This is a genomic window from Limnothrix sp. FACHB-881, from assembly GCF_014698135.1.
In the GTDB taxonomy this organism is placed as follows: domain Bacteria; phylum Cyanobacteriota; class Cyanobacteriia; order CACIAM-69d; family CACIAM-69d; genus CACIAM-69d.
Window position 1 is genome coordinate 95,587 of record NZ_JACJSN010000004.1, and the last position, 22,672, is coordinate 118,258.

Below are 22,672 nucleotides of genomic sequence, written 5' to 3' on the forward strand. Positions count from 1 at the left end.
GCAACTGTCTGAAACACAGAATCCTCAAGGCGTTCAGTCATCGACCCTAATTTGATGAAGGGCCGTCTGACGGACGATTGCTATTGTCAATAATGTTTTAAGGATGCTTTGTGGCTACGATTCTACGGGATTTGAGTTATCGCTACCAGTGGCTATACGACAACATTTCGCGGGTGGCGGCCCTGGCGGTGGGCGGTGAGGGGCGCTTTCGTCAACTAGCGTTACAAAACTTCGATTGGCAACCGGAAACCCGGGTGCTGGATCTCTGTTGCGGTTGGGGGCAAACAACGGCGCTGTTGGTGGAGCGATCGAACTGCGTGACCGGGTTGGATGCTTCGCCCAATGCCCTGGCCCGGGCCCGATCGGCCGTGCCCCAAGCTACCTATATGGAAGCTTTTGCGGAAGCCATGCCCTTTCCGGACGGTAGCTTTGAGGTGGTTCACAGCAGCGCCGCCATGCATGAAATGGAGGCTGAACAGCTCCGCCAAATTTTTCAGGAAGTCCATCGGGTGCTGGTTCCGGGGGGCTGGTTTCTGTTTTCCGATTTCCATGCCCCCACCAACCCGCTGTTTTGGCCGGGGGTGGCCGCGTTCTTCTGGCTGTTTGAAACGGAAACGGCTTGGGAATTTGTGCAAACAGATGTGCCGGGCTTGCTGGAGTCGATCGGGTTTTGTGATGTGTCTCAAGCGTTTTATGCGGGTGGCTCGGTGCAAGTGCTGCGGGCTAAGCGTGCTGCGGGCTAAGTGTCCTGATTGGGCTTAGCCTTGCGAGTTGCTCATGCGATCAATTCCCGTGCGATCAATTTCCACGATCAATTGCCGTGCGATCAATTCCCACGATCAATTCCCGTGCGATCAATTTCCAGACGATCAATCCCCACACCGGCTGGCCCAGCGTGGGGATTGATGAGCAATGGGTTGGTTTAGGTCGCCAAACGGTAGCCCGATCGCCGATCAAGCCCTTGAGATTCTGTTTCCTGCGGCTTGTTTAAAAGCCTGAAATTGGAGCTTGAAATGAGAGCCGGAAATTAGAGCCTAAACGGTGAAATCCAACCCCGCAGGAAGTAGAACACGCTTTGCAGGTATTCCGTCACCACCTTGGTGCTGACCGTGAGGCCTTCGGAGTTGGGAATCAGATCCGGAATGGAGAAATAGCGCCAGGGGATGGGGGTGATGTCCGGGGCATCGTAGGGCAGGGTGTAAAAGTCTGCCGGTTGCGGCACAACCCGGAAACCAACGGACTCGAACGCCAGGGTCGATCGCCGCATTTCGATCGCGGAGGTGACCAAGGCAATGCGGGCCCCCTGGGGGTTGGAACCAAACTCATCGCGCACATCCAGGGCGCTGTTGCGCACGTTCACCACTTCCCGTTTTTGGGCAATTTCGCTGCGGGGAATCACGATCGCGCTGGCTGGCACGCCCATTTCCTGTAACAACACGCTGATATCAGACGATTCCGCCGCCCGGCAGCGCGTGGCCGTGCCGTCTGGGTTCCGGCAGTCGCTGCTCACCGGTCGCCAGTAAGCGTTCAGCTCCGGCCGGAACCCCGCGCTCACAATAATTCGATTGGCCCGGCCAGCGCGATACAGTTGCGCCGCCAATGTAATTCGATCGCCGCTTTCGGTCAGCTCAATGCGCTGTTGGCCAATCCCCGCCACACGGGTTGTGCCATTCCCCAGCAGCACGATCGCCTCAACGGATCCCCGATCGCCATAGCCCTGCATGGACACGGCTTCGCGCTCCAGTTGCCCCGCCAGCAAAAAACCGATTGCTGGGGTGCTAAACAGCAGCAACACCGAAAAGGCCCAAGCCGCCACCCCATTGGCCGTGAACTTGCCCGGCCCTTCGCGCAGCACCCAGCGCGAGAGCAACAGCAGCGACAGACCCAGAGGAGTCAGAAGCAGGGACAGAAGGCTGCCCACCGATTCTGAGGTGCGGCCACCGGGGTTCATAAACGCGATCGTCAGCAGTGCCGCGATCGTGACAATGCCAAAGCCGGTGTAGTAGGCCACCGGGATGAACTTGACCTGAAACAGGAAGTACCAGAGCAGCCAGCCGATAAACAGCCAAATTAAGATAAAGGTCAGGGTCTCAAACATTCCAAATCACCCACGTCGGCGATCGACCTACCGGTTAGTTTTAACCGCAAGTTTTAGGGCAATGGTAGAGGAATTTTGCCGCTTTGAAACCAGAAGCCTAACCCCCAGCGCTTTTTGAGCGATCGACTGCTGATCGTAAACGCCCCTCACCCATTGCTGACTTTAGAAATTCCTTAACAATTTCCTGGATCCAACGGATTGCCCCGATCGCCCCGTGGCCCCGTCCGGTGGCCGCCTGGTGGGCCGATCAACGACAGGAGCAACCCCAGGTTGGGGCCTGCGGCTGGGTCTGCGTCGTTTTGCCTGGGGCTGTTGTCTTCCTCCTGCGTGTCTGTTGCTCAGCACCTCAAACCGGTGAACGGTTCGATCGACCATTGCCAATCATGCTTAACCTGAATTGCTACACCAAGATTTCTATGCTCAGCTCATGCAGCAAATGCAGCAATGTAATCTAATGAACTTCGCAATCTAATGAACTTAACGCACTGATCATGATCTAAATTGTGACCCCCCTAGGGCTGTATGGTGGTTAAATTTCGATTTGTTCTAGAATTCAATAAATCTTTAAAAGACTCTGCTTAATCTATTCTTGACGCTGCCGAATCGTGGTGTTATACCAAATTCGGCTGGGTTAATTTCTTGATCAATTAAGCGGATGATCTAAGTTAACCATCGAATTGTTGCTTACTCTTCAAAAAATGGATCCTGCGAATTGGGTCATTCATGAAGCAAAATCTCTGGGCTATCTTTTGAATGAAAACAACGAGCTACTCTGAGTTTTGATGGAGTGACAACAGCTTGATGGAACCTTCATCTTGGTTGATGTAAAGTCAACCTACGATCAGTCACAATTTGCAAACTGGTTGCTCGCAAATTGTTGATGCCTTGTGATTACCCTTGATCAAATTATTCTCCACTGAGAAAAAATATGTCTGGAATTCGCGACGTTGACGGCGACCCCAGTGGCACTTGGGCAGACTTGAGCTGGTCTGATCTCAGCAGCGAAGAGCAGTCCCTCTGGGGTGAGTTGGGATGGGATGAGTCGAGCTGGGAAGAAGATACGGATCCCCCAGCCAGTGATGATGAATATTGGGAAGATTTGAGCGCTGGTCAGCAAGCGGCTTTGACGAAGCTTGGCTATACCCAGGCCCTTTGGGACGAGGAATAAAGACTGCCTGAAATTTGCTCCCCCAAAGCTTTTTCACTGAAAGCGCACTGAAGATTACGAAAACAAGGGGTTAATGCTCCTTGTTTTTTATTTTATTTCTATTTCTTGTTTTACGATTTTGCTTCATCTATTAGATCGCTTGTATCAATTGCTTGTTTTGCGATTGTGTTTTATCTATTGGCTCTCTTGTATCAATTTCTCGTTTTACGATTTTGCTTTATCTATTAGCTCTCTTGCATCAATCACGATTCTTATCTTAAGTCGTTTGCCATAAATCGTCATCTCACAGGCACTATTTTCAAGCACTAGTAGGGTGGGCAATGCCCACCTCATAATTACTTCATGGTATCTGTGATATGGCGTGCCAATCGTTCTAGGTCAAGGCTGTATTTTCAAATTTGCCAAATTTACCAGATTGATTTAACTGGATATTAGAATTTTGGGGCCTCTGGGTTGTGCTGTTTGCCCTCAAGGCTGGCTGGGTTTTCCCAGGGGCAGGGCCTGTTGAGGTTGGTTAACTGGCCCGATCGGGAAAGCCGATCAGCAAACAGCAATTCAAGTTTCAATCAATTGCAGTTACTGGATTGGCGCGACGATCCATGGGAAGCACTATTGGGGAAAAACTCGCCTAGCAGGTGACATCCGAAAGACCGGCTCATGGTGACCTTTCCTGAGCAAGGTCTGGCCGATGCTGAATGAGTAGTAATCGAAAACGGTGATTGAAGACAGCAATTGAAGGCTTCAAGACTGCTGCTTTTTGATTTCTCACAGCTAATGACCGATCGAGTTTGTCTATGTCTCCTGTTGCTTTGCGTTGGCGTTTGGTTCTGCCCTTGGGATTGGGTCTGTTAATGGGGGTTGTTGGGGAACTGGGGCAGCCGTCGATCGCCCAGGCCAATCCCCGATCGACCCCCGTGCTCAACACCAGCAATCAGTTACCCCCATCGGTGCGATCGCGCATCTTGGCAGTGGCGGCCCGGGATTTGGGTCAAGCGCCTGGGAACCTGACCATTCGCGAAGCCACCCGCGCCACTTGGTCAGACAGTTGCTTGGGTTTGGGTGGGCCAGCGGAACTCTGTGCCCAAATGCAAGTCCCGGGTTGGTCCGTTGAAGTGAGCGAGCGTCAATCCTGGGGGCCGCCCAGTTGGTTTTATCGCGCCGATCAAGCGGGTCAGATCATTCGCCAAGCGGTGGGTTCCCGATCGCTCACGCCAGAAGTGGAACAGCGGTTGCTGCGACAGGCGGAACGATCGCTGAAGTTGCCGTCTCGATCGCTCACGGTCACAGCCCTGAAACGTAGAACCTGGGATGGCTGCATGGGGGTTTATGACGCGCCGCTCACGGCCTGCACCATGATTGCGATCGACGGTTGGCAAGCCATTTTGAATCAGGGCGATCGGGCCTTTGTGTTTCACCTCGATCGCGCGGCCAACCTCGTGCGCTACAACCAAGCCGCCAGCAACGGCACAACCGCCATTGCTCCCATGACCAGCGACCTCCCCACCCTCGGCAATGGGGAGCGATTCCAGATGCACATCACCGGCGGGATTGCCGGTCGCCAGGAACGTTGGACTTTGATGGAAGATGGGCGATTGGTGCGGCGCATCAACAATCAAGCGCCGGAGTTGGTGGGCCAACTGTCTGCCAATCAGCGAACGGAATTGGAACAGGCTCTGGATAACAGCATGTTGTCCAATCTCTCGGGCCTCAGCTACTTGCCCACACCGGGAGCCGCAGACTACCAAACGGTGACCCTGACCGATCGGGGAGTTTCGGTGCAATATGCCGATCTGATGCGCGATCGACTGCCCCAATCCATTCAGCAAGTGACTGGTGCTTGGGAACGGGCGATCGCCAGCCTGCAAGCTCCCTAGCCGATCGCGTCGGTCTTGGGTGGATTGGCCCCTCAAGACCGACGCAATCGCTGCTCAATTTGCTGCAAAATTTGGGGCTTGGCGCGATCCAACTCCTTCCGCAGATAGGCCTTGCCCACCTGCGGATCCGCTGCGGGCATCTGTGAGCTTTGGTCAGCCCACTGACGCAGCATTTGGCAATTGGCCGCCGTTAGGTGAATCTTGGCCACGTATTGGCAACTGTGGGGATCCTCAAGGGCAAAAAACAGCAACCGATAACAGCTCTGCTTGGCCAACTGCCGAGCCAACTCCAAATTGCGGGGCTGTTTCAAATCCAAATAGGACGGTAGCCATTTGGCCCGCCGCGTGCCATCCCCGATCGACATATAGAGCACCGTCAGCCACAGCACCATCGGATGGGGAGACATCATGCCCATAAACCGACTGTAGCAACTGCTGCCCTCTTCGCTGGATTGGATGGCGCGAATCATTTGGCGCGGCAACATAATCCAAACCGTTGCCAACGGGTCGCCACTGGTGGGCAGCAGGTGAGGAAACACAATTTCCGCCACCGGTTTGCCCTTGGGCCAAGACTGCAACCGACAGAGCACATCAGGATCCGCATTGCTCGATCGACCCCGCGATTCAGACCCGCCCTCACCGCCGAGGGAAGCTCCGGGCAAGGTCGCCCGCTGGAGTGTGCTTTCAATGCGACGACTAATCAGCCGGCCGGGACTGTAGCGGTGTTCCATCGGCTCCAAGGCTTGCAAAATATCGCTCACGGACGCGGGGCGATCGTCCGGCTTTTTCGCCAAGCATTGCAAAATCAGTGACTCCAGCGGCTTGGGCACTTTCAGCCCCGGCCGCGCCTCCGCAAAGGTCATGGGCGGGCTGTCCCGGTGTACCTTATACCAACTGCCAAAGGAATGGGTTTCCGCCCGCAGGGGCATCTTCCCCGAGAGCATTTCAAACATCACCACGCCCAGGCTATAGATATCAGCCCGGCCGTCCAACTCCTTGCCTTCCATCTGCTCCGGTGAAGAGTAGGCCAGGGTTCCCATGAAGTGGCTGGTTTGGGCCGCATCCCCCTGCATGAGCTTGGCGATCCCAAAATCCAAAATCTTGACCGACTCACCCATGTCCGGATCTTGCACCACCAGCAGGTTGCTGGGTTTGATGTCTCGGTGGACGATCGGGCAAAGGCGATCCTCAAGCAAAATGCCCTGGTGAGCCGCCTGAAGCCCCAGGCAAATTTGATGGGCCAGATTGAGAAAACGCGGCAGGGGCATGGTTTCCCGCTTGAAGATCGCCCCCAGGTCTCGGCCTTCGAGATATTCCATCACATAGAACGGAACCTCATCTTCGCTGACCCCGTAGTCCAACACCTGGACAATGTGCTTGCTTTTTTGCCCTAACAGAAAACAGGAGCGGGCTTCCCGTTTGAAGCGATCGCGCATTTTCTGGTTCAGCAAGGTTTGAGACAAAAACTTCACGGCCACGGGCGCATCCAGCAGGATGTGCTTGGCTCGGTAAACGCGACCCATAGCACCGCGCCCGATCAACTCATCGAGTCGATATCGGTCGGCTAGCACTCGGCCAAGATTCGGGTCGCTCATAGCGTCTGCGCTCTTCTGCTGGGCTGATCGCAAAAATTAGAAATCGTCAAATCAAACCAAGAATGCAACAAATCCGGTGAATCCTATCAGTATCCCCGATGCCCAGGTGGTGATGCCCAGGTGGCGATCGTCAATCCTGGGTATGCAGTCTTGGGTACTCAGGTACTCAGTCGGCGGGGCCAGACCGTGAGATCAAGCGTTGAAATTCTGCGGATTCGGTCGCACCCAGACTAACTGGTCTATTTCCTCGTCATGATCCTTGCCAAAGGAACTCGATCGAACACCCGAGCGAGCAGATGCCCGAGTGAGCAGATGCTTAAGGGAACGGATGCAACAGATCTAACTGATTTAACTGCTCCAATAGCCATATCTGACCTGATCAGAGCCATCAGGAGCCGCTCCCGAAGACCTGTCTAGAAGGCTAGGGTAAGCAAACCAACCAAAATTAAAGCAAAAAGTTGATGAACAATGCGATTGGCGGCAGGAGACCTTAAGGGCGATCGCCCGCCAGGAGTAGGGAAAAAATGGAGCGGCGGGGTTGGTTGAGGAGAGCTGGCAGGGAGAGGAAGCGTTGGGCCCGATTCCCCAATCATTGTCGCCTACTCCCAACTGATGGAGCAAAGGGGTCGATCGCGCCCTTGTGCAGAATTGGGCCCTTTGGCGGCTCAGTTTTGTGGCCCTGCTGCGAGTGGAGAGCGCGTCGATCACTTGTCGGTTGCAACTGTGGAAACGGTAAAAACCGTGCCGATCGCCTTGGGCCAAGCCAGAATTGGGGAAATCCAGTTTGCAGGCATCCGTGAAACGTTCGGAATGTGCGGAATATGCAGAATTTTTTGAATTGGCGCAATTTGCGGAACTTGCGAAATTTCTATCAATTCTGGGAATTGGTCGCATCCATCGTTAAGTTTGTGTTGAGCTTTGCCCCTAGAGTTTTCACCTAGAGTTTGCCCCTAGAGCTTTCATCGCGAGTCTGCACCTGAATTTGTGTCCGGTTGGGGGCCCGCCGTCTCCGCATTGGTTTTCCAGTTAAGTTTGATGGTCTTTGAACAAATGGTTGCTTCCTCAACTCCCCAGTTAATCCCGATCGTCTTGGCCGGTGGCAAGGGTGAGCGGTTTTGGCCCCTCAGTCGCCGTCAGTTTCCCAAGCAGTTTCTCTGCTTGGATGGCAGCGGCCGCAGTTTGTTGCAAGCCACGATCGATCGCCTGATTCCGTTGGCGGGGGCGGCGGAGCATGTTTGGGTTGTGACGGGTCAGCACCTGGAAGCCACGGCCCGCGAACAGTTGCCAGAATTACCGGCAGCAAATTTTGCGATCGAACCGGAAGGGCGCGACACGGCCCCGGCCCTGGCTTGGGCAACCCTGGAGGCGGCCAAGCAATATGGTGATGAGGCGGTGTTGGGCTTTTTCCCGGCGGATCACTGGATTGGGGACGGGGAAGCGTTTGCCCAAACCCTGGCGGCGGCGGCGACCTTGGCCCGCACGGAGGGGGTGATCGTCACCTTGGGCATTACGCCAACCCAGCCGGCCACGGGCTATGGCTACATCGAACAGGGCGAGGCCTTGGGGGACTTTGCGGGCCTGCCGGGTTATCGCGTCAGTCGATTCACGGAAAAGCCCGATCGCGCCCGGGCTGAACAGTTCCTCGCCAGCGGTCGCTATAGCTGGAATAGCGGCATGTTTGTGTTTCAGACCAAGACGGTGATTGCGGAATTAGAACGGCACGCCCCGGAAATTATTGAACCGCTGCGGGCGGAAGGGGTGGCCGCCTATGGCAAGGTTCCCAAGCTGAGTGTGGACTATGCGCTGATGGAAAAGACCGATCGCGCCTGCATTGTTCCGGCGGCCTTTGCTTGGGATGACCTGGGCGATTGGAATGCGATCGAGCGGCTGTTAAAGGGCGATCGGGCTAATGTGGATTTGGCTCAACATTTGGCTTTGGAGACAACCGGGGCGATCGTCTACAGCAGTGATCCCGAAGAGTTGGTGGTCACCATTGGCCTAGAGGATGTGGTGGTGGTGCGCGATGGGAATGTGACCCTGATTGTGGCGAAGGATCGCACCCAAGATATTAAGGCGGCGGTGAAGGCGGTGCAGGAGCATCCCGAATGGCTCGATCGGCTCTAGGGCATGTTTAGGTTGATGTCGCTAGGGATTTTAAGTTGTGTTTTAATCACAGAGCTTTGCTTGTGCTCGTTTTCCTATGGCTTTGCCCCCTGTGCCGGCCGCTTGCTGGCTGATTAAATCTGAACCCATAACTTACTCGATCGCCCACCTAGAGCGCGATCGACAGACCATTTGGGATGGCGTGCGGAACTATCAAGCGCGTAACTTTCTGCAAGCGATGCAGCCGGGAGATTGGGCGTTTTTTTATCACTCCAACACGGAGCCGCCGGGAATTGCGGGCCTGGCGCAGGTGGCTGTGGCCAAGGTGGTGGATCCAACCCAGTTTGACCCCAACAGCCCGTATTTTGACCCCAAGGCCAGTCCCGATCGCCCCCGTTGGTTCACGGTGGAAGTGGCCCATTTGCAAACCTTCGATCGGTTCTTACCTCTGGAATTGTTGCGATCGCAATTCACGGCTGATGAGTTGCTGATTTTGCGACGGGGAAACCGCCTTTCCGTTACGCCGGTCGATCGCCCCGTGGCTGAGCGATTGCTAATGTTGGCCAGCTCGCCTCAAACCGCGCCTTAAACCTAAATAGAAAGCTAAAAGAGAGCCAAACGGGGGCCCAATTTAACAAATTAGATTGGGTCTCTCAGCTCCATCAAACCCCATCAAACTCCACCGAACGCCAGCAGGCTGAGGGCTTGAGTGCCTGGCTCCGGCTTTGGGAAATTGCGCTTTAACCAAATTTTAAAGATAGGTTAAGCTGAGGCAACTGCCATTTTTGCTACGGTCGAGAGCGCGTCCGCCCCCAATCCCCATGATTAGCCAAGCCATTGCCCGCTACATCGAAGGTACCGACAGTTCCCACAAACCCTGGTTGCTGGTACAGCTTCGCCTTGCCAAATTGGAAGAGCAGCGCGATCGCCTTTCACCAGCGGAATATTCCCAAGCCCTAGCGGACATTCACCAAGACTTGATGAATTTGGGTGAATGGTGGGTCGGTCGCGAACAGGAAATGTTTCGACCTCATGGGCCAGGCGGCAACGAGTAATGACTAGGGCGCAACGAGCTACCACGGAAAATCCCGATCGACCGGAATCGCAATCGATCGACCTGCACGATCCGCAGTACTACTTCAACCGGGAACTGAGTTGGATTCAGTTCAACCGGCGAGTGCTGCACGAGTCTATGGACGATCGCAACCCCCTGTTGGAGCGGTTGAAGTTCTCTGCGATCTTCAGCTCCAACTTGGATGAATTTTTCATGGTGCGCGTGGCGGCCCTTAAAAAGCAGGTAGAAGCGGGCGTGGCCAAGCGGCCCCCCGACGGGCGATCGCCCCAACAGCAACTGGTTGAAATTGCCGAGCACCTGCGCCCGATCGTGGCCGAGCAACATCAACACTACGCCAAGGTGTTGCGCCCCCTGCTGGCCGAACAGGGCATTTACCTGCTGGATTACGTTGACCTGAACCAAGAGCAGCGGGCCTATCTCCATCAGCTCTTTGAGGCGGAAATTTTCCCGGTGCTCACGCCCCTGGCGGTGGATCCGGGTCATCCCTTTCCTCATATTTCCAACCTCAGCCTGAATCTGGCGGTGGTGGTGCAGGATCCGGAAACCCAGGAAGATCACTTTGGGCGGGTGAAGGTTCCCGAAAGCTTGCCCCGGTTTTTGCCCCTGGCGGCCGATAGCCTGGATCCGGCCACCCTCAGTGCCGATTGGGTGGGGGTCAATCCCGGTAAGCCGGTTTGGGTTTGCGTGGCGATCGAGCAAGTGATTGCTCATAACCTGGAAAGCCTGTTTCCGGGCATGAATATCCTGGAATATCAGCCCTTTCGGGTCACCCGCAACGCGGACATCGCCGTGGCGGAAGATGAGGCCGATGATCTGCTGCTGGCGATCGAACAGGAATTGCGAAAGCGGCGCTTGGGTGGTTCCGTGGTGCGGCTAGAGGTTCTGGACACCATGCCCACGGAAATTAGCGATCGACTGCTCGAAGAGTTGGAAATTACCGCCGAGAGCGTCTATCCCGTTACCGGTCTGTTGGGGCTGCGGGACTTCATGGCCTTTTTGGGCTTGCCCCTGCCTCACTTGAAAGATCCGTCCTGGAACCCAGTGATTCCTAAGCGGGTGCAGCGCCTGCCGGAACCTTCGGAAAATGTGCAATCCCCAGAGGAAGAGGAAGTCAGCGACTTTTTCACAGAAATTCGCCGCCAAGACTTGCTGCTACACCATCCCTATCACTCCTTTTCGGCCACAGTGCAGCGGTTCATCACGGAAGCAGCCCGCGATCCGAACGTGCTGACGATCAAGATGACCCTGTATCGCACCTCTGGCGACTCCCCGATCGTCCATGCCCTGATTGATGCGGCGGAAAACGGCAAACAGGTGGTGGTGTTGGTGGAACTCAAGGCGCGGTTTGATGAAGAAAACAACATCAACTGGGCCCGCAAGCTGGAAAGCGCCGGGGTGCATGTGGTTTATGGCTTGGTGGGCCTAAAAACCCACACCAAGATTGTGCTGGTGGTGCGCAAGGAGCCGGAGGGACTGCGCCGCTATGTCCACATTGGAACCGGAAACTACAACCCCAAAACCGCCAAGCTCTACACCGATGTGGGGCTGCTCAGTTGCCGGCCGGAGCTGGGAGCTGACTTGACCGATTTGTTCAATTACCTAACGGGTTATTCTCGCCAACGTGCCTATCGCAAGCTGTTGGTGGCCCCGGTGAACATGCGCGATCGAATGGTGGCCTTGATTCAACGGGAGCGCGACTGGGCCCGCCAAGGTCAACAGGGGCGGGTTGTGGCCAAAATGAATGCCCTGGTAGATCCGGTGGTGATTCGGGCGCTGTATGAGGCCTCCCAAGCGGGGGTGCAGGTGGATTTGATTGTGCGGGGAATTTGTTGTTTGCGGCCGGGTTTGCTGGGCCTGAGCGACCACATCCGCGTGGTCAGCATTGTGGGCCGCTTTTTGGAACATTCCCGCATTTTCTATTTCCACAATGGCGGCCAAGATGAGCTGTATATTGGCAGTGCCGATTGGATGCCCCGCAATTTGACACGGCGGGTGGAGGCCGTCACCCCGATCGAGGATCCTGATTTGGTGCAAGAATTGCAAGCCATTTTGGGTGTGATGCTGGCTGACACACGCAACGCTTGGGAACTACAGGCGGATGGGATCTACATCCAACGGCAACCCCTTGGCAAATCGGATCCCCAAGCGTCTCAGGTGGTGTTGATGCAGTTGGCGGAACAGGAAGCGGTGATGAAGGACGACGATTAGGGGTTGCCAGGGGTGGATCGGTTGCTAGTGATTGACGAATGGCTAGTGGTGGATTGATTGCTAGTGGTGGCAGAGTTGCCTGATGCCGAAAACCCGGTGGCCGAAAACCCGGAGCCGATCGCCCCTGAACTGATTCGGCAACGGCTTCGATCGGCCATTTGCGATCGGCCCCAGGACTCGGATTTATACGTGCAGTTCGCCCAAGTGCTGGCCCAACTGCAACGGTGGCCGGCGGCGGCCATGGCCCTGTGGCGGGCGGCGGAGTTGGCTCCTGCTAACTGGCGGCTGTGGCTGCAAGGGGCCCAGGTGGCGGAAGGGCTGGGCGATCGCCCGATGGCGATTCGAGCTTATTTGCGATCGCTCCAAGCCAATGGCAACGGGGCCACCTGCTGTTTTCGGGTGGCGCGGCTGCTGCGGGAATTGGGGCGCGATCGGGAAGCGGCCGACTGTGAGCGCTGGCAACTGCCCCCCGCAATCGTCCAGGAATTTGCGCGGTTGGACTATCCCTTGCATTTGTGTTCCGCCGCCAATTTACCCGCAGAGCAAACCCGCTGGCTGGAGCCGATCGCCCCCTACCCACCCCTCAAAGCTGCCCGGATGTTGGGGCCTGTGCATCCGCACTTGACTCCAGACACCGCCCCCCAACTGCCGCCCTGGCCTCGCCCCGGAGTGGTGGCCATTCCCCAAGGGCGGGCCCAAATTTCCCAGTTGGGGATCTGCATCACCACGGCCGACCATCAAGTCGTTCAGGAACTGTCCTCGGGGATTGCGCCTTTGCAGGCGGTGAGCCAGCCACCGCCCGTTCGGAAACTGTCGGGCACGGCGGCCTTTTTATCTGTGCGGTTTCGGCCCAACTATTGGCATTGGATGGTGGACTGTTTGCCCCGGTTGGCTTGGTTGGCGGAGGCAGGGTTTGAGCGATCGGCGATCGATTGGTGGGTGTTTGATCGCCTCGACTATCCCTTTCAATTCGCCACCCTGGAGCGCTTGGGCATCAACCCCGATCGCGTCGTTTCGAGCGATCGTCATCCCCACCTGCAAGCCGATCGGCTCTTGGCCTTGCCGCCCTTGGGCCGCTGTACTCCCATTTCCGACAACACTTTCACTCCCCAGACCCGCGACTTTTTGCGACGGGAATTTTTACCGCTGGCAACGGCGATCGACCCGGCCCACTGTCCCGATCGGCTCTACATCACAAGGCGCAACAATGTGCAGCATCGCCGGTTTTTAAACGAAACGGAAATTTTGCCCCTGTTGACCCAACGGGGGTTTCAGGCGGTGGATCTCGATGGCCTCAGTCCGGGTCACCAAGCCGCCCTGTTCCAGCGGGCCCGCGCCATTGTGGCTCCCCATGGCGCAGGTTTAACCAATTTGGCCTACGCCGAACCGGGCACAACGGTGATTGAGCTATTTCCACCGCGTTATGTGGCGAATTTCTTTTGGTTGGTGGCCAACTGTAGCCATTTGAACTATTGGGCCTTGTTGGGGCGCGAAACGTTGCCACCTTTGCCGATCGGGGATTGGATGGCCCAGGCCCAAGCCTATCGAGATGACTTGGAAATCGATCCTCAGGCCCTGGCCACCATTCTCGATCGGGCAAGTCTATAGAAATCAGTCCAAAGAAATCAGCCAAAATCAGCCAACTTATTGAACACCCAATCACCGAGTAAACCTAGACCAAAGCTGGAGCGAGATCGGCTGCAGTCAGTTGGTTGGGGGTGAGGTTGGCGATCTTGGCCAGCAGCGTTGTGCCGTTGCTGAGGTTCAAAAAGCCATCGCTCACGGTCAGGCTGAGGGATTCAAAACTGAGTCCGGTAGGCAAAACGAGCCGATCGATTCCGTCTTCAAAATCGAGAATCGTCTCAGTGCCTTCCCCAATCACAAAGCGATCGCTCCCTGTGCCGCCGATTAGGGTGTCTTCGCCCCGATCGCCGCTGAGCAAATCATCGCCATCGCTGCCAAACAGGAGATCCGCTCCCCGACCGCCAAAGAGCAGATCGTTACCAGTTCCGCCGCAGAGGGTATCCGCCTGTTGGTTGCCAAAAAGTGTGTCGTTTCCGTCACCGCCACAGAGCAGATCCGCGCCTGACTCTGCCGTTTCCCCGGGCGTACTGCGATCGCCAAAGATCACGTCATTACCCGCACCGCCCAACACTGTATCTGCGCCCAGGTCGCCCGAGAGGAAATCATTACCCACCTCACCATTGAGCCAATCGGAGTCCCGACCGCCAAACAGGAAATCATCCCCTTCGCCACCAAAGAGATAATCCGTGCCCTGTTTGCCGCTGATCAAGTCATTGCCCGCCAGCCCCAAGAGATGGTCACTGTTGGGAGTTCCGGCCAAGGAATCATTGCCCTCAGAGCCAGTTTTGGGAGAGATGGACTGGGGAATGGTGGGATCCGTCAACGTATCGCAAGGACAAACGGGCAGTGTCCGATCCGAAAGCGGCGTGGAATCAACGAGCAGTTTGCCAACGAGCGGGAGGCGATAGGATTGGGGGTCGCCGTTGGTTTTGAGAACAAACTGTCCTGAGTAGTCGCCTGCTTTGCCACTGAGCCTGAGGGTGATGGGAACTGCCTGACCCGGCAGCACCACTTCCGGCAGCGGGCCAACCAAGCTGAAGCCGTTGGGCAGTTCGAGACCCAGAATTTTGAGGGAATTGGGGCTGAGGCTGGTGATCGTCAGGGTTTGGAAGGGATTGCCGCTATCTTGGTTAGCCCCGAAGCGGACGGGAACATCCGTGGCGTTGAGCAGGGTGGGGCCGTTGTTGCCGAGGTTGATGGAGAAGTAAGCCGGAGCCGGGGGAGCCGCCACGATCGGGCTGCTGGGCGCGGGCGCAGGAGCGGGGGTAGGAGCGGGCCCCGGCGCAGGAGTGGGAGTTGCGGGTGGCGCGTCGTTGTCGGTGATGGTGACGTTCGCGGTGGTGGTAGAACCAAGCTGAATGCCGCTGCTGGGGCCAGAAATGGTGAGGGTGGCGGTTTCAGTGCCCTCGACCAAGGCATCATCGAAGACGGTGAAGGTGACGGAGCCAGTGGTTGCCCCGTTGGGGATGGTGATTGTGGTGTTGCTGAGGTTGTAGTCCCCGGTGGTGATGCCCGTACCGGTCACGCCGAGGGTGACGGTCTGTGCGCCACTGACCGCCGCACTGGCGGTGGCGGTGACGGTGATGGCGGTGGCGGCGGCTTCAGAACCAGAGGCGGGGCTGACGGAGAGATTGACTGTAGGTACAACAGAACTAATGGTTGCACTTACTTGGTTAGAAGTGTTCTTGATCGGTACACTGGGATTGTTTACATCTTCATAAGTTGCACTGGCAATGTTATTAATCCCCTGACCAACTGTTGTCTGATTAACTTGCCGCTGGAACGTAAATGTTCCCGAACTTCCTGGCGAGACCGTTCCAGTTAAAGTGTTTGCATACTTAGTGACATCGCCAGTGGCCGTATTGCCACTTTGTTCACCACCCAAAAGATTATTAGCAAGACTGCCACTAAAATATTGAATTGTTCCGCTTGTTGTCTGTACCGAACCAAGCACATGCTTAGTATCAATTACAGCATCGCCATCGTTATCTTTTGCCCAATTATTTTGAATCCCATCTTCAGTAATGACTACATTACTGGCAGTCAAAATCACATTCCCGCTTCCGACTTGGCTGTCAGAAATGTTTTTGTACTGCACAACGTACTCAATAATATTGCCTGGTGCAGGTTGCTTGGGGGATGTCGAGAGAGTTCCATCAGTTCCTTGAACAGTTGGCCCAGTTCCCTGCAAGATCCGCGATTGTTTTAGCTGCTGAAGAAATCCAGTATAGAGACGGTTAATCGTATCGTTTTTTACCGAATCGTCTGCTTCGCCGTTACCATTGGCATCAATGAATGCCGTGATGGGCACAGGAAAACCCCGCTCAATGTTGGTATCCGTTGAAAGAGGTGTACTGGCGGGCAGATCAATACTGACTGTATAGTCAGCAGTTGCGTTGACGGCTAATGGCCCAATTTGAACGGGGTTAAATGAACCTACTGGGTTACCGTTTACAATGCCGCTGCCGCTTGTATAGTTAAAAACTGTGCCATTGTATGTGTAGATAGCAGATGCAGAGCCATAGGAAATGGTTACGATCGTACTGCTGGGCAAGTCAGTCAAGTTGGCTGGTGCAGAAGGTCGTAAAGAAATATAGGCTGCAGAAGTACCTGTATTCTTAACCGTGTTAGTGAAGGAAACTGCTCCTGGGTTGATGGTGCTTCCCGGCGATAGAGTTGCACTAACTTGGAAAGATTTATTGGTAAAGTCGTCGCTGTTACTTGTTGGCCCAATTGCATCAGGAGAATTGCTAGGGCCGTTGACAATATTTGGTGACATGCCAGAGAAATGGTCTGTAGTTGTTTAGTGCTGGAAAATGATTTGGACTACGTTTGGCAAAAACTGGGTGATGTTGTGATCAGCCAGGCAGATCACTAAATCTTTGGCATCAGTCAACGTAGATCACCCCAAGTTTCATCAGAACAGATCGTATTAGTGACAATTCTGACCAAGAGTGCCGAGATATCCAGCAAGCGAGAGAGATAATTCCTTCCCAGTCTTGTATAAATTAACTCCTAGGAAGAGTCAAGACTAGATCTCAAGCTTGATGAGTTGTCTAAGAAAGTTCTTTTATATACAATCAACTTGCATCGATTTACGGATCAAAAAACTTGGAAAAGTTCGAAGAAAGTCGATTTTCAGGCAAAAAACAAGATCAAGTTCTAATTGGTTAGATGTTAAGTTTAAAGAAAAGCTCAATTTGGTCGAAAAAAAGCTTGATTTCTAGATAAATAGATTTAGTTTTATAAAGTAGATATTTGGTTGATCTCAAAAAGGTACTTAAATGAAATCATTCAATTAAAGTTTGATTGTTGGGGGATGGATGATAAGCAAGATTGTACAAAGCCAGCTCAGACGAAGTGCCTGTCTAGGATTGGGGTTTGATCTTCGCCTGGTTTCGGTTGTTCAACAATCAGAGGTCTTCTCCGTAGGTTTCAGGAATTCTACGGAGAAGATGATTGCAAATTGTCCGCTTGTGATGATTCAAAACGAACCTAAGCCGGAGCGAGGTCTGCTGCGGTCAGTTGGTTGGGTGCGAGGTTGGCGATCTTGGCGAGCAGTGTTGTGCCATTGCTGAGGTTTAAAAAGCCATTGCTCACCGTCAGGTTCAAAGAGTCGAAACCCACACCCAAGGGCAAAACGAGGCGATCGATGCCGACTTCAAAATCGAGAATCGTATCAGTGCCTTCACCAATCACAAAGCGATCGCTCCCTGCGCCGCCGATCAGGGTGTCTTCGCCCCGATCGCCGCTGAGCAGATCATCGCCATCGTTGCCAAACAGCCAGTCAGCCCCCCGACCGCCAAAGAGCAGATCGTTACCCATTCCACCGCAGAGGGTATCCGCCTGTTGGTTGCCAAAGAGCGTGTCGTTCCCGTCACCACCGGCCAGCCAATCGGTTTCTGCGCCACCCCATAGCCAGTCAGGGTCACCTAGCCCTAAGAGTTGGTTGTTTTCGGCATTGCCCCACAGGATATCTGCGCGATCGGAACCGGTTTGGGTGCGATCGGGCATCAGCAAGGGCGGTTGACACCCATAACCGCTGTCCCCGATCGAGAAAGAACTGAGGCTGGGGGGAACCTGTCCAGCAACGGGGAAATCATAGATTGCTGGTTCGCCGTTGGTGCGCAGAACAACGCGCCCGTCATAGGTTCCTGGTTGCTCCGTGAGCGCCAAAGTTACTTGGAGGGTGGTGCTGGGCAGAACAACGGGCGGCAGGGGTTCCAAAATGGAAAAGCCCTTGGGGAGTTGTAAATCCAAGAGCTTCAGGGGTTCTGAGCCAATGTTGGTGATGCTGATCACCTGTTGGGGCCGGGCTGCGCTGTCTGTGGTTGCTGAGGGTTGGGTGAGCTGTATGGGGGCGGTGGTGTCGTCGAGGATGATGGGCCCGCCCCGATCGAGAGTCACGATCAGTCGAGGCGGCAGGGGCGGCGGTGGGGCGATCGGGCTGCTGGGGGAAAGTTCTGGGCTGGGGGCGATCGGGGCCGGAGCCACAAAAACTGGAGCAACAGGAGCCGGAGCCAAACCACCAGCCGGACTCAGGGGACTGGGGGAGCTGATGGCCCCGTCGTTATCTTCGATCTCGATCGTTTGTACCAGGCTGCCGCCGAGGGTCAAGCCACTGGTCGTTGCTTTCAGGGTAATGGTGGCGGTTTCGGTTCCTTCCACCATCGCGTCATCCATCACCGTGAAGGTGACGGAGCCGGTTGTGTTGCCGCTGGTGATGCTGATTTGGGGTTGGCTGAGCTGATAGTCTTCCGGGGTGATGTTTGCCCCGCTGACTTGGAATTCAATGGTTTGGTCACTGACAACGGCCCGGGAAGCGGTGGCCGTAACGGTGATGACGGTTCGATCGGTTTCGGTTCCTTTGTTGTGGCTGACCGAGAGATTGACGGTGGGGTTGGGTGTGCTGGTGAGGGAGAAGTCATCGATCGCCAACCCATGATCATCCCCCGTGTCATTTCGCTCCACCCAACGAAGCCAGAGGGTGTCATTGTGGGCCCAGCTCAAGCCGGACAGTGCGCCTCCAACGCCCGCAACCCGCCCCGCAACATTCCCGTCAACCATGCCAGCCGTTTCAGTGGCAACGGGCGAAGTCCAATTGAATCCACTGCCCGGCGCTGTCCAGGTTGGAACGGTTGTGAAACTGCTACCAAAGCCATATTCCAACACCATGGTTTGCGCAGTGGCGTTTCCCCCATTTCGCCACTGTTCACCCGCAAAGGAAATTGTGAGATGATTAATCGTCGTGCCAGTGGTGTTTTTGGCCGCAAACGCGATCCATCCGGCAATGTTTCCGCTGGCAGGACTCCCGAAATATGTACCGCCTGAGCCAATGCCGCCTAAGGCTCGATCGCTCTCTCCAGTAATGCCAAAGCTATAGAAATTGCCTGTGTTGTCGTTGCCTCGGCTCGATCGATAAATTGTTAAAGCCTGGCCAGGAGCGGGCTGGCGAAACAAATACCAGCCGGGCAGCGTAGTGTTATTAGTCCAAGCTAGATCACTGTTAGAGCCACTCGAATTGAGAGTGTTGAAGTTCTGACTATAGGAACCGCTAAATGAAATAGCCATTGATGCACCCTGGCTTCAAGTCTTTTTAATGACGGGTTGTTTAAGTTATGAAGTCGGTAGTAATTTTATCTTGAATAGGATGGTAATCGGTATCACAAAGAACGGACTCTAGGCGAGCTACGCTTATCAGTCCTATGAACAGTCATCACCATAGCGATCATTAACAGCGCCAAAAACGCAAAAACAAGGAGCGAAGGCCCCTTGTTTTCAGCAGTCTTGAAAAACTGGCTTAAAAGGTATGTTTAATTGGTCTGAGTCGATCGGCAACCATCCAATCAGGCTTGAAATTGAGAAGCCTACACCCGATCGCCCAGCCTCAGCGAGCGATCGAATGTAGGAGCATTCACAACCTCAAATTCAACAGAATCACCTGTCAGAAAAGACCCACAGAATCCGCGCTTTAGGCACGGCTCAGGGGCGTTGCCGGCACAAAGCTCGGCACCACCACATCGCTGTTCTGTTTGGTCAGTTGGTCATACAACCGGTTGGTGTTCGGGAAGTTGGCCGCTGGCAGCGTCGGGAACCGGCGATAGGGAACCGTATCCTCACCGAAGCACTCCGCATATTCCGGCGTGTTCAGCATGGCCGACACAAAACCCTTCAGACCTTCCGTCGCCAGAATTTGGTTGTACTTGCGGATTTCCACCTGGTTCAGCGGTGCCCGACCCAAGAAATGCTTCAGACCCAGTTCGATCACCTTCGTGTTCGGATAGGGGGCATAGAATTCCTTGGTGTACAAGCGAGAGCCGCCCAATGACTCGATGAATTCCTTCATCGTGATTTCGCCATTGCCCAGCTTGCTTTCCAGCGCCGTGAACTCAGCCCGCACGATGTAAGGATCCAAGTCACGCTCAAAGACCTGACGATAGGCCGCCGCGATCGCCGTTTTCAGGGCCACCTTGTCGGTCGTGGTCGTCAGCTTGAAGGTCTTGGTTTGCTCGCGACGACGGCTCACCCCTTGGCCAGCGCGGTTGCTCGCATCTCCTTCCGTGCGGATCGAGAGCGGTTGTCCCAGCTCCACAAAGCGCGGTGCTTCCGGTTCCGGCTTGGTCAGCACGCCCTTGAAGCCCAAGTTACCCGGACGAGTCGTGCGCAGGGCTTGGCCACCCGCCGTCAGATAGCGCTCGTAGGGAACCGTATCTTCCCCAAAGGCTTCCGCATATTCCGCCGTATCGAGAATTGCATCAATCAAGGCATAGAACCCTTGCTTGGCACAAATGTCGAAGTACTTGTTGGTTTCGTTGCGACCGTAGGTGGGGCGACCCAACAGGCGACGGTGAATATATTCCACCGCCTTCATCACGTACAACGAACTCCAGTAGGTCTTGCGGAACAAATCCGACTTGGCCAACTGACGAATGAATTCCTTGACCGTGATGTTGCCGTTTTCCAGCTTGATTTCCGCCACCGTCAGGCGCTGGCCTTCATACACGTCGCGGCCAAACACTTGCAGGTAGGCAGCGCGGATGACGGCTTGGGTGGTGCTTTCCGAGAAGCGAATGCTGGCGGTCTTCACCGACTTGCCAATCCCGGGCAACTGATCCAGCTTGAACACCTTGGGCCCCATCGAGCCAGGAGCCTTGCCCACTGCACCCGGGTTGCTCAGTTGGTTCTCAATCCCGGCACCACGCTTGATCAGAATCCGGCGGGTATCCTTGCCAAAGGGCGCAGGTCGGTTCTTGGGATTGCGGGTTTCTTTCGGGAAAATTGCCCCAAACTGAATTTCCAGCGGATCATTACCAACCCCGTAGGGATGCTGATCGCGCAGGGGTTGCACATAGTCCCCAAAGGTGGTGATGAATTGGGGAACCTTGCGGAAGGGGGCGCTGTAGTTGAACAGGTCGATCTGCGGGCCCCAGTTGCGGCACTCTTGGGCTTCTTGACCCAGACCGCGCAGGTAAGGCACGGTTTCTTCGCCAAAGTAATCCGCATATTCTTGCGAATCGACCAGGGCATCGACCAGGGCCGCCAAGCCGCCACTCGAGACGATCGAGAAGTACTTTTGCACTTCTTCGCGGGACGAAGGGCCACGACCCAGAATGTGACGGAAAGCGAGTTCCAGGGCACGGCTGTTGATGAACGGCTCAAAGAACTGCTTGCGGTACAGGGGCGACTTGGCCAAACGGCGGATGAATTCCTTCATGGAAATTTCGCCGTTTTTGACCTTGGATTCCAGGTCAGAAATCCCCAAGGAGTAAGCGCGGGTGATGTCGCGCTCAAACACTTGGCGATAGGCCGCTTTCACCGCATCGTTCTTTTCGGTGGCCGACAGGCCGGGCTTCATCGCGTACTTCACGCGCTTTTCAGCGGCGTTGGCGTAGATTTGCGGCAGGGCCAGACCCTGTTGATCCGCCGAAGGCCGCTGACGCACCTTGTTGGACGGTGTGGGGGCCTTGAACTCCGTTAGCAATACGTCAAAGTATTGCTTGACGATTTCCGTGGCGTTGGCATCATCGCGGAAGTAGGTGAGGGCCGCTTGCTTCATGCCCTCGATCGCCACGATCGTGGCGGCCGTGGAACAGGCGTTTTCGATGATTTCGCGCAGACCACGGGTGTTCACGGCGATGATCGTCGGGTCACCGGCCACGATCGCGTAGGTCACATAGCGCAGAAACCAGCTCATGTCCCGCAAGGACTTTTGCATGTTCCGGGGGCCATAGCGGGCAACGCTAATGGGCCGGAAGCCAGCGGGAATGGGCGCGGAGGGGGTCAAGAAAAAGTCGCGCAGACCACTGAACAGGCCACCGCCGCTGCTCTTGGCTTCCACGTAGGTGACGGTGCCGAAGGTCATGCCTTCTTGCACCGTCTTGGCTACGGGGTTGGTGGTGGTGGCCATTACCGGTTCATCCGTTGGCGGCTTTTCCAAGAAAGCCAGGGGCGAACCACCGGTAAAGATCTTGTTGGCTGCTCGCGAGACGATGATTTCGGCGTTAACCGTCAGGACTTGAGCAATGGCCAGTCGTTGAGCACCGGAGCTAAAGAAAGTTTTAAGTTCGCTGAGTTCCGCTGGGGCTAGGTAGCGATCTTGTTGTTCTGCTTGGGAAATTTTAGATACGGGAACAGTGCTGTAGAGCTGCGGACGGGCAACCGAGCTTCCACCACTTGCTTTAACGCTCATGAGATTCTAATGGTCCTTTTCTAAGTCAGGTGAACGACCGTACCGGGTTCTGTGACATTGGACAGAACCTTTAGCCCTTAGCCTCAGGTTGGCTCGACGCTGGCAACCCTCAACGGCTGTCGGCGAACATGGAAGGGACGATCTCAACTCAATATGGTTGTGAATCCACCCATTAGACTAAAACGATTCTGTGCGTGGGGCGGCCTTTGTTAAGAAGTGTGTATGCTTCTCAGGCGGGCGATCGCAGGCATTGGAAGGGCAGGGGGTGCGATAGACTC

The 22,672-nt window shown here is 55.2% G+C and carries 13 protein-coding genes; 8 read left to right on the forward strand and 5 right to left on the reverse strand.

Features of this window, described 5'->3' with window-relative positions; all coding sequences use genetic code 11:
• The first annotated feature begins 110 nt into the window (after positions 1-110).
• A complete protein-coding gene (locus H6G52_RS05705) occupies positions 111-743 on the forward strand; it encodes a methyltransferase domain-containing protein (protein WP_190527011.1) in 633 nt (210 codons plus the stop codon).
• Between the two features lie 284 nt (positions 744-1,027).
• Here the strand turns inward: H6G52_RS05705 and H6G52_RS05710 are convergent, their stop codons facing one another.
• Complete coding sequence (locus H6G52_RS05710; protein ID WP_190527013.1) at positions 1,028-2,098, reverse strand: YdcF family protein; 1,071 nt, start codon at positions 2,096-2,098, stop codon at positions 1,028-1,030.
• Between the two features lie 928 nt (positions 2,099-3,026).
• Here H6G52_RS05710 and H6G52_RS05715 point away from each other — a divergent pair.
• Both H6G52_RS05715 and H6G52_RS05720 read left to right on the forward strand, forming a co-directional pair.
• Complete coding sequence (locus tag H6G52_RS05715) at positions 3,027-3,266, forward strand: hypothetical protein (protein ID WP_099535049.1); 240 nt, start codon at positions 3,027-3,029, stop codon at positions 3,264-3,266.
• Between the two features lie 794 nt (positions 3,267-4,060).
• Positions 4,061-5,140, forward strand: a complete 1,080-nt coding sequence (locus tag H6G52_RS05720; RefSeq protein ID WP_190527015.1) for a hypothetical protein — start codon at positions 4,061-4,063, stop codon at positions 5,138-5,140.
• 32 nt (positions 5,141-5,172) lie between these two features.
• On the opposite strand, the gene H6G52_RS05725 is transcribed toward H6G52_RS05720, so the two are convergent.
• Positions 5,173-6,735, reverse strand: a complete 1,563-nt coding sequence (locus H6G52_RS05725; protein ID WP_099535051.1) for a serine/threonine-protein kinase — start codon at positions 6,733-6,735, stop codon at positions 5,173-5,175.
• 1,050 nt (positions 6,736-7,785) lie between these two features.
• Between H6G52_RS05725 and H6G52_RS05730 the strand changes: the two genes are divergently transcribed.
• The 5 genes from H6G52_RS05730 (at position 7,786) to H6G52_RS05750 (ending at position 13,729) form a co-directional block, all read left to right on the forward strand.
• Positions 7,786-8,859 (forward strand): mannose-1-phosphate guanylyltransferase, encoded by a 1,074-nt coding sequence (locus H6G52_RS05730; RefSeq protein WP_190355517.1) that lies wholly within the window; start codon positions 7,786-7,788, stop codon positions 8,857-8,859.
• A gap of 76 nt (positions 8,860-8,935) precedes the next feature.
• Entirely contained in the window at positions 8,936-9,427 is a 492-nt protein-coding gene (locus tag H6G52_RS05735; RefSeq protein ID WP_190355518.1) for an EVE domain-containing protein, read from the forward strand.
• Positions 9,428-9,659: 232 nt separating this feature from the next.
• A complete protein-coding gene (locus H6G52_RS05740) occupies positions 9,660-9,893 on the forward strand; it encodes a hypothetical protein (protein ID WP_099535054.1) in 234 nt (77 codons plus the stop codon).
• Entirely contained in the window at positions 9,893-12,121 is a 2,229-nt protein-coding gene (gene ppk1 / locus H6G52_RS05745) for a polyphosphate kinase 1 (RefSeq protein ID WP_190527017.1), read from the forward strand. Before H6G52_RS05740 ends, ppk1 begins: the two co-directional genes overlap by 1 nt.
• A gap of 66 nt (positions 12,122-12,187) precedes the next feature.
• The gene (locus tag H6G52_RS05750) at positions 12,188-13,729 is read left to right on the forward strand and encodes a glycosyltransferase family 61 protein (RefSeq protein ID WP_190527019.1); all 1,542 of its coding nucleotides are present in this window, start codon (positions 12,188-12,190) and stop codon (positions 13,727-13,729) included.
• A 64-nt stretch (positions 13,730-13,793) separates the two neighbouring features.
• On the opposite strand, the gene H6G52_RS05755 is transcribed toward H6G52_RS05750, so the two are convergent.
• The 3 genes from H6G52_RS05755 to H6G52_RS05765 form a co-directional block, all read right to left on the reverse strand.
• Positions 13,794-15,590, reverse strand: coding sequence for a calcium-binding protein (locus H6G52_RS05755; protein WP_190527021.1), 1,797 nt, complete (start codon positions 15,588-15,590; stop codon positions 13,794-13,796).
• Positions 15,591-17,200: 1,610 nt separating this feature from the next.
• Positions 17,201-19,276, reverse strand: a complete 2,076-nt coding sequence (locus tag H6G52_RS05760; RefSeq protein WP_190527023.1) for a calcium-binding protein — start codon at positions 19,274-19,276, stop codon at positions 17,201-17,203.
• A gap of 400 nt (positions 19,277-19,676) precedes the next feature.
• Entirely contained in the window at positions 19,677-22,394 is a 2,718-nt protein-coding gene (locus H6G52_RS05765; RefSeq protein ID WP_099532133.1) for a phycobilisome rod-core linker polypeptide, read from the reverse strand.
• Positions 22,395-22,672: the final 278 nt, after the last annotated feature.

Bases quoted from the DNA above. Each gene is read 5' to 3' on its own strand.
- H6G52_RS05710 (WP_190527013.1), bottom strand. From the start codon at position 2,098: ATGTTTGAGACCCTGACCTTTATCTTAATTTGGCTGTTTATCGGCTGG.
- H6G52_RS05715 (WP_099535049.1), top strand. From the start codon at position 3,027: ATGTCTGGAATTCGCGACGTTGACGGCGACCCCAGTGGCACTTGGGCA.
- H6G52_RS05720 (WP_190527015.1), top strand. From the start codon at position 4,061: ATGTCTCCTGTTGCTTTGCGTTGGCGTTTGGTTCTGCCCTTGGGATTG.
- H6G52_RS05725 (WP_099535051.1), bottom strand. From the start codon at position 6,735: ATGAGCGACCCGAATCTTGGCCGAGTGCTAGCCGACCGATATCGACTC.
- H6G52_RS05730 (WP_190355517.1), top strand. From the start codon at position 7,786: ATGGTTGCTTCCTCAACTCCCCAGTTAATCCCGATCGTCTTGGCCGGT.
- H6G52_RS05735 (WP_190355518.1), top strand. From the start codon at position 8,936: ATGGCTTTGCCCCCTGTGCCGGCCGCTTGCTGGCTGATTAAATCTGAA.
- H6G52_RS05740 (WP_099535054.1), top strand. From the start codon at position 9,660: ATGATTAGCCAAGCCATTGCCCGCTACATCGAAGGTACCGACAGTTCC.
- ppk1 (WP_190527017.1), top strand. From the start codon at position 9,893: ATGACTAGGGCGCAACGAGCTACCACGGAAAATCCCGATCGACCGGAA.
- H6G52_RS05760 (WP_190527023.1), bottom strand. From the start codon at position 19,276: ATGGCTATTTCATTTAGCGGTTCCTATAGTCAGAACTTCAACACTCTC.
- H6G52_RS05765 (WP_099532133.1), bottom strand. From the start codon at position 22,394: ATGAGCGTTAAAGCAAGTGGTGGAAGCTCGGTTGCCCGTCCGCAGCTC.